The sequence below is a fragment of the Peptacetobacter sp. genome (assembly GCF_029264495.1).
Lineage (GTDB): Bacteria > Bacillota > Clostridia > Peptostreptococcales > Peptostreptococcaceae > Peptacetobacter.
Genome location: NZ_JARIBH010000008.1, coordinates 39,987 through 50,939, shown reverse-complemented (window position 1 = coordinate 50,939; position 10,953 = coordinate 39,987). Strand labels below are relative to the sequence as shown.

Sequence of the window (10,953 nt, the reverse complement as noted above, 5' to 3'; positions counted from 1 at the left end):
TAGAATACAAGGTGCAAACAGAATAGAAACAGCAATAGAAGCAAGTAAAGATTTATACAAAACTTCAGCAAAAGCAGTTGTATTAGCTAACTGTGAAAGATATACAGATGTTCTTACTGCAAATCCATTTGCAATACAGGAAGAAGCGTCTATATTATTTACATACAAAGATAAATTACCAGAAAGTACTTTAAAAGAAATAGAAAGACTTGGAACAAAAAAAGTATATATAAGTGGTGGATACTCAGCAGTATCTAAAAAAATCGTTGATACATTAAAATCTAAAGGATATGATGTTGTTAGATTTGACGGTGTAGATAGATACGATACAGCTAAAAAAATAGCTAAAAAAATGAGAGAAAAAGGAAATACTAAAGTAGCAGAACTTGTATCAGGAGAAAATTATCCAGATGCAATATCAATGACTTCTATGGCAGTAAAAGATAATGCTCCTATACTTTTAACTAAAAAAGATTCTTTACCAAAATATACTAAAGAAGCTTTAGCAGAATGGGATATAGAAACTATAAAAATAGCAGGTTTAGATAAAGCAGTATCTAAAAATGTAGAAAAAGAGTTAAAAGAAGGATTTAAAACAGTAAAAGACTCTAAAGATAAAAATAAAATATATACTGGAGCAAAAGAAATAGTGAGATTTGGTGGTTCAGATAGATATGAAACATCAAAAATAATAGCAAGTAAGTCTTTCCCAGAATCAGAAAAAGGTGTTTATGTAACAGGAGAAAACTTCCCAGATGCATTAGTAGCAGGAAACTATGCAGGTAAAAATAAAGCTCCTATATTCTTAGTTAAAAAAGATACATTACCTCAGTCTGTGAAAAACTATACTGAAAACTCAAAAATAAAAAATATAACTGTAGTTGGTGGTAACATGGCAGTTAGTGAAAAAGTTTTTGATTTATTAAAAGAAGCTATAAAATAATTAAATAAATTAATGTTTATAAAGAGTTGTATATCGAAAAGTTGATATACAACTCTTTTTTTATAGATATAGTTAGGAAAAAGAAAAATATATTTCCTATTACTTAGGAAAAGAGAATAATGGATTAGGAAATAATAATGGTATAGAATTATAAATAAGAAATTATATAAAAAATATATCTGAAAGGAGAAAGAATATGTTAACTAACAGGCAGATGAATATTATAAATATTTTAAGTGATTCAAATAATTGGATGACTGGAAAAGAAATTGCAAAAATTATGAATGTAACAGATCGTACTATTCGTTCAGATATTGAGGCTATAAATAAATACTACGAATGTCAACTCATAGAATCGAATAGAAGACTTGGATATCATATAGATGAAGTTCTTTTAATAAAAAAAGATATAGAATTAAAAGAAATCATACCACAGACATCTCATGAAAGATGTATTTGGATAATACAAGAATTATTATTTAGAAATAAAGAAATAAATTTAATACAGTTACAAGAAAGAGTATTTGTGAGTGGATATTCTATAGACAATGATATAAAAAAAATAAGAAAGATGATAGAAATATATCCGACATTAAAATTAATAAGATCAAAAAATCATATTAGACTAGAAGGGGAAGAAATAGAAAAAAGAAAACTCTATAAATATCTCCTTACAGAAGAAACACAAGGTAATTTCATGAATTTAAATTCAATAGCAGATTTTTGGTCTGATTTTGATTTATTGGAAGTAAAAGATATATTTGAAAATATTTGTGAAAAATATGAATATAAGATAAGAGAAACAACATTTCCTATGATTATGATGCACGCTGGTGTTGCTATAGAAAGAATAATAAATCATAATTATTTAACTAGTGATATAAGTGAAAAGGTAAATGAAAGCTTAGAATACAAAGTATCATATGATTTTTTTAAATCTGTAAGCAAATTATTAAATATAGAAATAGTAAATGATGAAGTAAAATTATTTGCACTATTATTACTAGGAAAAAGTGCAGGTGATTATAGAAAAATAGCGAATGAAAAAGAAGAAATAAAAGAACTTATAAATAAACTTATAGAAAAAATAAAAGACTATTTTGGAATAGATTTTTCAAAAGACTGGGATTTAAAAGTTGGACTTGAAACACATATACAATCTCTAATTGAAAGACAAAGAAATAAAGTAGGAGTAACAAATTTATATTTAAAAGAGATAAAGCGTAAATATCCTCTTGTTTTTGAAATGGCAATCCATTCTGCAAAAGTTATAGAAGAGTTTACTGGATATATAATAGATGAATCAGAAATAGAATTTTTGGCATTACACTTAGGTGCAGCTTATGAAAGAACAAATTCGGTTCAAATGTATAGAGCAGTAGTAATAATTCCACATAATCAAACACTTTCAAAACCATGTGTAGATAAATTAAATTCTAGGTTTGGAGATAGAATGGAAGTTGTAAAAATGTTTAGCTTTTTTGAAGAAAGTCAAGTTATAGAATATGAACCTGATTTAATAATAACAACAGTTCAAGTTAAACATAATTTAGAAATTCCTACAATACAGATAAGTTTATTTTTAAATTATGAAGATGAGAGTAGGGTATTTCAATTATTAAATAATCTAGATAAAAGAAGATCAAAAGATGATTTTAAAGCTTTAATAAAAAAACTTATTAGAAAAGATTTATTCCATATACACAAAACTTATGATACAACATCAAAGATAATAAATAAGTTATGTGATGATTTAGTTGAAAAAAACTTGGCTGATAGTAGTTATAAAGAAGATGTGTTTAAAAGAGAGAGTATGTCAGCAACATCATTTTCTTATGGATTTGCAGTTCCTCATTCAGTAGAAGTATCTACAAATGAATCATGTATATCCATTATGATATTAGATAAACCAGTGAGATGGGGAGATTTTGATGTTAGATTAATAATATTATTATCTATAAGAGAAACAGATAATTATTTACTTAGAACTTTCTTTGATTGGTTGTCTAATATAGTTACAGATTCAAAAAAATTAGCAAAACTATTAGATGTAGATAGCTATGAAGAATTTATGATACAAGTTGTAGAATAGGAGAAAATTATGAATAAAAAAAATAATAAAAAAAAATATGAAAATGTTAATTTAACAAGAAGATTTTTGAGCTATATCATAGATTGGTATTTGGGAGGTTTAATGACATCATTTCCAATAGCAATAATTTCTCAAAAATTATTTGGAAATATGTTACAACAAAACATATTATCTTTTCCAAAACCATATGGATTAATTGCAGGGACTCTAGGATTATTATTTGCAATATTTTATTTTATAGTTGTTCCTATGTGGATAACAAAAGGAAAAACTTTGGGTAAAAAAATATGTAAAATAAAAATTGTACAAACTAATAATGAAGAAGTTGAATTTAAAAATATATTATTAAGACAGCTAGTCGGCATAATAATAGTTGAAGGTTCTTTGGTTACAGCAAGTGCTATATGGCATCAGATATTTACTCTATTAACAGGGATAAATGTTGTATCAATACTTATGTATGCAGGATTTGTAACTGGAATTATAAGTGCTTGTTTAGTTCTATTTTCAAAAGATCATAGAGCACTTCATGATTACATAGGAAATACAAAAGTTGTTATGTGTAAATAATTTCCTATCTTTAGGAAAAGGATATATAACATAGGAAATAAAAATAAAAGTATAATTTAAATTAGGAAGTGGAGGTAAAATTATGAACGAATTAGAATTAGTAAGTTTTCAAATAATATCAGCTGTTGGTACAGCAAAATCAAATTATATAGAGGCTATGAGATTAGCAGAAAAAGGAAAGTTTGAAGAAGCAGAAGAAAAAATAAAAGAAGGTCAAAAAGTTTTTCTTGATGGTCATAAAGCTCATGCTGGTTTAATACAGAAAGAAGCAGCAGGAGAAGGAGTAAATATAAATTTACTATTAATGCATGCAGAAGATCAGCTTATGTCAGCTGAAACAGTAAAAATAATGGCAGAGGAAATAATAAAATTAAATAAACGTATAGAAACTTTAGAAAAATAGGAGGAAGAAGTTATGAAAAAAGTATATTTATTTTGTAGTCAAGGTATGTCAACTAGTATGTTAGCTAGTAATATGCAAGGAGTAGCTGATAAACACAATTTACCAATGAAAGTAGCAGCATTTCCTTATGGAGAAATAGGAGAAATAATAAGAACAGATCGTCCAGATTGTATATTATTAGGGCCTCAGGTTAAATTTATGTATGAGGAAATCGTTAATCAATATGGTTCAGAAGGTATTCCAATAGCTGTTATAGACCAAGGAGATTATGGAATGATGAATGGAGAAAAAGTTTTAAAAACAGCAATAAAATTAATAAAATCAAATAAATAATTTAAAATAAGGAGAAAAGTAATATGATTAAAAAACTTGAAAAAGTTTTAATGCCCATAGCAGAAGCTATAGGAAGAAACAAATATTTAATGTCAATCCGTGATGGATTTTTACTATCAACACCACTATTAATAGGTGGATCAATATTCTTATTAATAGCAAACTTTCCAATACCAGCTTGGATAGAATTTTTAGAAGGAACAGTTGTAAATCAGACAACAGGTCAAACATTAGCAAGTTATATAGCAAAACCAGCTGATGCTACATTTACAATAATGGCTATATTTGCAGTTATAGGTATTGCTTATTCATTTGCTGAAAAGCTTGGGACAAATAAGATATTTGGTGCAGCAACTGCATTAGTTTCATGGTTCTTAATAATGCCATACATTGTAACAGGAGAAGTTGATGTAAATGGTGTTGCTCAAGCAGTTAGTTTAACAGCTATACCTCTAGGTTGGGTAGGAGCTAAAGGTATTTTCGTAGGTATATTCTGTGCATTTATATCAGTTCATATATATACATTTGTTGAAAAACGTGGTTGGACAATAAAAATGCCAGCAGGAGTTCCTCCAACAGTTGAAGAATCTTTTGCAGCATTAATTCCAGCAGCAGTAGTAATGATAGTATTCTTTACAGTTAATATATTATGTGGATTTGTAGGAACAGATGTATTCCAGATAATATTTGAATTCTTACAGACTCCATTACTAAATCTTGGAGATACTTTAGGTGCAATGGTTATAGCATATATATTCTTACATATATTCTGGTTCTTTGGTGTAAATGGTGGTTCAGTTGTTGGGGCAGTATTCAACCCTATATTACAAACTTTATCAGCAGGAAATGTAGCAGGAGAACATCATATAATATGTCAGCAGTTCCAAGATTTATTTGCAACATTCGGTGGAGCAGGATCAACTTTATCACTTGTAATAGCGATGTTATTATTCTGTAAATCTAAACGTATAAAAAATCTAGGGAAAATGTCATTAGTACCAGGTATATTCGGTATAAATGAACCAATATTATTTGGATTACCAATAGTATTAAATCCAACAATGTTAATACCATTTATAATAGTTCCAACAGTAAATATAATAATATCTTACTTTGCAATGGCTATGAATTTTGTTCCAATATGTTCAGGAATAAATATACCATGGACTACACCATTAGTAATATCAGGAATACTTGCTACTAACTGGGTAGGTGGTATATTACAAGGATTATTATTAATATTAGGTGTATTCATATACATGCCATTTATAAAAATATTAGATAAACAGTACTTACAAGAAGAAGTAAATACTGTAGAAGAAGATGAAGATGATATATCATTAGATGACCTATCATTTGACGATCTATAGGAGATGATTTAATATGAGAATTATAATGATTTATGATCAAATACAATCAGGAGCAGGTATAAAGGACGACCATAATGTTGCATTAGGTGCAAAAAAAGAAGTTATAGGACCAGCAGTTATGATGGAACAGTCATTAAAAGCAGTTGGTGGTAAAGTAATAGCTTGTCTTTACTGTGGTGATGGAACTTTTGCCGAAAATCCCGATGAAGTTAGTCGTAAACTTTGTGCAATGACAGACAAATTAAAGGCTGATGTTGTTATGTGTGGACCATGTTTAAATTATTTAGGATATGGGAAAATGGCTGCTAGAGTAGCTTATGATATAAATAATACAACTAAAGCAAAAGCATTTGCAGCTATGTCTGAAGAAAATGAAGAAACTATATCAGAATACAAAGATAAAATACATATAATAAAAACACCTAAAAAAGGTGGCGCAGGTTTAAATGAATCATTAGATGCAATGTGTAAATTAGCAGAGGCTATGCACAATGAAAATGATTGTTCAGATATAGTATCAAAATATTGTTTTTAAATAGAAGATTAATGAGGGGATGCTTTTTTAGGCATCCTTTCTGTATAAACAGGAGGAAAATATAATGTGGGGTATAATAGCAACATGGCGTATGGCCGTAGAAGGAATAACAGAAGCAGATAAAATGTTAAAAAATGGAGCAGATTCAGGAGATGCAATTGAAGTAGCAATAAAGGAAGTAGAAAATTTTCCTTATTATAAATCAGTTGGATACGGAGGACTTCCAAATGAAGAAATGGAAGTTGAATTAGATGCAGCTTATATGGATGGAGATACATTAGATATAGGTGCTGTTGCAGCTATAAAAGATTATGCAAATCCAATATCAATAGCTAGACGTTTATCTCATGAAAAAGTAAATTGTATGTTAGTTGGAGAAGGAGCAGAAAAATTTGCTCATAAAGAAGGATTTGAAAGAAAAAATATGCTAACAGATAGAGCAAAAATACATTATAAAAATAGAGTAAAAGAAGTTCAACAACAAGAAATAAAACCATATTCTGGACATGATACAGTCGGGATGGTTTGCCTAGATACTCATGGAAAAATGACAGCAGCGACTTCAACAAGTGGTTTATTTATGAAGAAAAAAGGTCGTGTTGGAGATTCACCAATATCAGGTTCAGGATTTTATGTTGATTCTAAAATAGGTGGAGCTAGTGCAACAGGATTAGGAGAAGATCTTATGAAGGGTTGTATATCTTACGAAATAGTTAGACTTATGAAAGAAGGAAAACATCCACAAGAAGCATGTGAAATAGCAGTAAATAATTTAGATGAAGAATTAAAAGCTAGAAGAGGAAAAGCAGGAGATTTATCACTAATAGCTATGAATAATAAAGGTGAATGGGGAGTTGCTACAAATATAGAAGGGTTCTCATTTGCAGTTGCTACAGAAAATGAAGAACCAATAGTATATCTTACTAAAAATGTAAATGGAAAATGTATACATGAAGTTGCTAGTCAGGAATGGTTAGATAATTATATGAAAACAAGAACAGCACCATTGGAGGAAAAATAAAATGGAATCAAAAATTATTCGGCAGATTGAAAAAAATTCAGATGAAATGATAAAAGGAATAAAAAAAATAGTCAAGATGCCGAGTGTTGAAACAGAGGCTGAAGAAAATGCTCCATTTGGTAAGGATATAGCCTTAACTCTAAATGAAACATTAAAACTAGCAGAAAGCTTAGGTTTTAAAACTAAAAATCTTGACAATTATATTGGTTGGGCACAATATGGAGAAGGTGATGATTATATAGGTATAATTGGACATTTAGATGTTGTACCTGTTGGAGAAGGTTGGAAACATGACCCATTCAGTGCATATGAAGAAAATGGTTATATTTATTCAAGAGGAATTTTAGACAACAAAGGACCTATATTAACTTGTTTATACGCATTATATAGTATAAAACAATTAAATATATCATTAAAAAGACCTATTCGTATAATATTCGGTTGTGATGAAGAAACAGGATTTGAAGATTTAAAATATTATCTAGAAAAAGAAAAAGCTCCTATAATGGGATGGACTCCAGATTGTAAATATCCAGTTGTATATGCTGAAAGAGGAAGAGCTGTAATAGAAATTTCTACACAAGAAAATAATATAGATGAATTTTTCAAATTTGTAAATACATATTTTATGAATGCAAAACCTAATGCAGAAAGTTTAGGATTAGATTATAAAGATGAAGAATTTGGTGTAAATGAAATGAGAAATTATAAGCTGATACATGAAGATAAAAATATTATATTTTCAGTAACTTTCTCATATCCAGTAGGACTTAGCCTTGAAAAAATAGTAAAAACTATAAAAGAAAAAGCAGGTAAAATGGATGTTAAATGTGTTCAACATTATACACCAGTTAAATTTGAAAAAGATGGCGAAATGGTAAGTAGTTTACAAAAGGCATATGAACTTGTTACTGGCTTTGATGGTACACCAGTTACTACAACAGGTGGAACATATGCAAAATTAATGCCAAATATAGTTCCTTTTGGACCAAGTTTTCCTGGACAGAAGGGAATAGGACATCTACCTAATGAATGGATGAAAATAGAAGATTTAATATCAAATGCAAAAATATATGGTTTAGGAATATATTATTTAGCAAACTTATAAAATAAGGAAGAGTGAAAAAAATGAAAAAAACTTTAGAAATTTGTTGTGGAAGCTATGAAGATGCATACAATGCTTATAAAGGTGGAGCTAAAAGAATAGAATTAAATAGTGCTCTACATTTAGGAGGACTTACACCTTCACTAGCTACACTTTTATTAACAAAAGAAAATACTGATTTATCGGTTATATCTATGGTTAGACCAAGAGGAGCTGGATTTAACTACACTGATGCAGAATTTGAGGTTATGAAAATGGATGCAGAAATATTAATGAAAAATGGATCTGATGGGTTAGCTTTTGGATTTTTAACTTCAGATGGAGAAATAGATATAGAAAGAACATCAGAGATAGTTAAAATAATAAAAAAATATAATGGTGAAGCAGTATTCCATAGAGCATTTGATTGTGTAAAAGATCCATATAAAACTATAGAAAAACTAATAGAAATAGGTATAGATAGAATATTAACAAGTGGATTAGAACCAAAAGCTATAGAAGGTAAAGAAGTTATAAAAAATCTTCAAGAAAAATATGGAGATAAAATTGAATTACTAGCTGGAAGTGGAGTAAATATAAGTAATATGGATGAAATAATGAATTATACAGGTATAACTCAAGTTCATAGTTCTTGTAAATCATGGGTTGAAGATAAGACTACATCTAACAATCATGTAAGCTACTCATACGCAGCATCTCCTAATGAAATGAAATTTGATATGGTTTCTACTGATTTAGTAAAAGAAATGGTAGAAAAATTATAATAAAATTGTTTTGAAACAGATACTTAGAAAATATTTCTGAGTATCTGTTTTTTATTTAACTATTAACACAATTAGACATATTCATTATGATAAATGATACAATTTGATATTTTTTAGTTATAAAAACGTTATATTTAATAACTATAATAAAATTGCAGATTAGGAAAACGATAATTTGAATACTTTAAAGGGGGAAAGAGAAAAATGTCTTCTAAAAAGAAAAATAAGAAATCATTTAAAATGCCAACAGCATATACGACGCTTCTTATTATAACATGTGTTATAGCGGTATTAAGTTATATAGTACCAGCTGGAGAATATCAATATGCTAATGGTATTCCAATTGAAGGAACTTATAAGGTTGTTCAATCAAATCCACAAGGGGTTTGGAATATAGCATCAGCTCCTATAAAGGGATTTGCTGGAGCTATAGAAATAGTTCTTTTTGTTTTAGTTATAGGTGGATGTTTAGGAGTAATTTTTGAAACTGAAGCTATTGATGCAGGGTTAGGTAAAATAGCAAAAAAATTAAATGGAAAAGAAAAACTTATGATACCTATATTAATGATTGTCTGTGCAGCAGGTGGAGCAAGTTATGGTATGGCAGAGGAAACAATAGCGTTTTATCCTATAATAATACCAGTTCTTTTAGCAGCAGGATATGATGTTGTTGTCGGCTTGATGACAATAATATTAGGTGCAGGTACAGGAATAATAGGAGGGATAGTAAATCCATTCTCAACAGGTATAGCATCAAGTCTTGCAGGAGTATCACTTGCAGATGGTATAGGATTTAGATTTTTACTTTTAATATCAGTACTTACGTTTGCAATTATATTTGTTATGAGATATGCAGAAAAAGTTAGAAAAAATCCTGAAAAATCTATAGTATATGATATAAAAGCTGAAGTTGAAGCACCATTTAAAAGAGATAATAAAGATAGTGAAGCACCAGAATTAACAAAAGAAAGATCAAGAATTTTAGTAGTATTTGGTGGTGCATTTTTAATAATGATTTTAGCTCTTATACCATGGCAAGATAAATTTGGAATAAGTCTATTTAATGATATACATAGCACTATAAAATCAATACCATTTTTAGGTGCTTTAGTAGGAAATATACCTCCGTTTGGAGAATGGTCATTTACAGATATGACAGTACTATTCTTTATAACTAGTATAATAATAGGAAAAATGTACAAAATGAAAGAAGATGAAATAGTATCATTATTTATAAGTGGAACTAAAGATTTACTAGGAGTTGCACTTATATTAGGAGTTGCAAAAGGTATTTCAGTTGTAATGAATGATGGTCTTATAATAGGTACAATACTTCACTTTGGAGAAGGAATACTAGCAGGACTTAATTCAGCAATATTTGCAGTAGTTACATATATAATGTATATACCTATGAGTTTCTTTGTACCATCTTCTTCAGGTCTTGCAACAGCTACAATGCCAATAGTAGCACCACTTGCAGATTTTGCAGGAGTAGCAAGAGAATTAGTTGTTATAGCATTCCAATCAGGAGCAGAAACAATGAACCTTTTATCTCCAACACATGCTGTTTTGATGGGAGCGCTTGGATTAACAAGAATACCTTATACAAGATGGGTAAAACATATAATTCCTTTTGTTGTAGGTGTATTTTTAATAACATCAGCAGTACTTGTATTAGGAGTAGTAATAGGTTAATATTAATTAAGTAATTAGTGTAGTAAATATAAAATTAATTATAAAATTTTAAATAAATTTTAATATAAATAAAAAATAAAATAATCAATCTTAAAATCCAAAAAATAGAAGGGAAGGGTAAT

Annotated in this window: 11 protein-coding genes; all 11 read left to right on the top strand. The window is 28.6% G+C overall.

Going from position 1 to position 10,953, the window contains the following annotated elements:
- Nucleotides 1–943: cell wall-binding repeat-containing protein (locus Q1J78_RS00870; RefSeq protein WP_300279201.1), on the top strand; the 943-nt coding region annotated here is incomplete at its 5' end.
- Nucleotides 944–1,139: 196 nt separating this feature from the next.
- Entirely contained in the window at nt 1,140–3,035 is a 1,896-nt protein-coding gene (locus Q1J78_RS00865) for a BglG family transcription antiterminator (RefSeq protein WP_300279198.1), read from the top strand.
- Nucleotides 3,036–3,044: 9 nt separating this feature from the next.
- Nucleotides 3,045–3,605, top strand: coding sequence for an RDD family protein (locus Q1J78_RS00860; protein WP_300279196.1), 561 nt, complete (start codon nt 3,045–3,047; stop codon nt 3,603–3,605).
- Between the two features lie 82 nt (nt 3,606–3,687).
- On the top strand, nt 3,688–4,008 hold the full coding sequence (locus tag Q1J78_RS00855) for a PTS sugar transporter subunit IIA (RefSeq protein WP_300279193.1): 321 nt from the start codon (nt 3,688–3,690) through the stop codon (nt 4,006–4,008).
- 12 nt (nt 4,009–4,020) lie between these two features.
- Nucleotides 4,021–4,341 carry a PTS sugar transporter subunit IIB gene (locus Q1J78_RS00850; RefSeq protein ID WP_300279190.1) on the top strand — a complete coding sequence of 107 codons (321 nt, stop codon included), beginning with the start codon at nt 4,021–4,023 and terminating at the stop codon, nt 4,339–4,341.
- A gap of 23 nt (nt 4,342–4,364) precedes the next feature.
- A complete protein-coding gene (locus Q1J78_RS00845; protein WP_300279187.1) occupies nt 4,365–5,711 on the top strand; it encodes a PTS sugar transporter subunit IIC in 1,347 nt (448 codons plus the stop codon).
- A gap of 13 nt (nt 5,712–5,724) precedes the next feature.
- Complete coding sequence (locus Q1J78_RS00840) at nt 5,725–6,246, top strand: GrdB-related putative oxidoreductase (protein WP_300279184.1); 522 nt, start codon at nt 5,725–5,727, stop codon at nt 6,244–6,246.
- 64 nt (nt 6,247–6,310) lie between these two features.
- Nucleotides 6,311–7,267, top strand: coding sequence for a glycosylasparaginase (locus Q1J78_RS00835; RefSeq protein ID WP_300279181.1), 957 nt, complete (start codon nt 6,311–6,313; stop codon nt 7,265–7,267).
- Nucleotide 7,268: 1 nt separating this feature from the next.
- Nucleotides 7,269–8,375 (top strand): Sapep family Mn(2+)-dependent dipeptidase, encoded by a 1,107-nt coding sequence (locus Q1J78_RS00830; protein ID WP_300279178.1) that lies wholly within the window; start codon nt 7,269–7,271, stop codon nt 8,373–8,375.
- A gap of 20 nt (nt 8,376–8,395) precedes the next feature.
- Nucleotides 8,396–9,136: a copper homeostasis protein CutC gene (locus Q1J78_RS00825; RefSeq protein ID WP_300279175.1), complete on the top strand. Its 741-nt coding sequence runs from the start codon at nt 8,396–8,398 to the stop codon at nt 9,134–9,136.
- Between the two features lie 204 nt (nt 9,137–9,340).
- Nucleotides 9,341–10,831: a YfcC family protein gene (locus tag Q1J78_RS00820; protein WP_300279172.1), complete on the top strand. Its 1,491-nt coding sequence runs from the start codon at nt 9,341–9,343 to the stop codon at nt 10,829–10,831.
- Nucleotides 10,832–10,953 lie beyond the last annotated feature (122 nt).

Coding starts and splice junctions, on each gene's coding strand:
- Q1J78_RS00820 (WP_300279172.1), top strand. CDS start 9,341: ATGTCTTCTAAAAAGAAAAATAAGAAATCATTTAAAATGCCAACAGCA.
- Q1J78_RS00850 (WP_300279190.1), top strand. CDS start 4,021: ATGAAAAAAGTATATTTATTTTGTAGTCAAGGTATGTCAACTAGTATG.
- Q1J78_RS00860 (WP_300279196.1), top strand. CDS start 3,045: ATGAATAAAAAAAATAATAAAAAAAAATATGAAAATGTTAATTTAACA.
- Q1J78_RS00840 (WP_300279184.1), top strand. CDS start 5,725: ATGAGAATTATAATGATTTATGATCAAATACAATCAGGAGCAGGTATA.
- Q1J78_RS00835 (WP_300279181.1), top strand. CDS start 6,311: ATGTGGGGTATAATAGCAACATGGCGTATGGCCGTAGAAGGAATAACA.
- Q1J78_RS00825 (WP_300279175.1), top strand. CDS start 8,396: ATGAAAAAAACTTTAGAAATTTGTTGTGGAAGCTATGAAGATGCATAC.
- Q1J78_RS00855 (WP_300279193.1), top strand. CDS start 3,688: ATGAACGAATTAGAATTAGTAAGTTTTCAAATAATATCAGCTGTTGGT.
- Q1J78_RS00845 (WP_300279187.1), top strand. CDS start 4,365: ATGATTAAAAAACTTGAAAAAGTTTTAATGCCCATAGCAGAAGCTATA.
- Q1J78_RS00830 (WP_300279178.1), top strand. CDS start 7,269: ATGGAATCAAAAATTATTCGGCAGATTGAAAAAAATTCAGATGAAATG.
- Q1J78_RS00865 (WP_300279198.1), top strand. CDS start 1,140: ATGTTAACTAACAGGCAGATGAATATTATAAATATTTTAAGTGATTCA.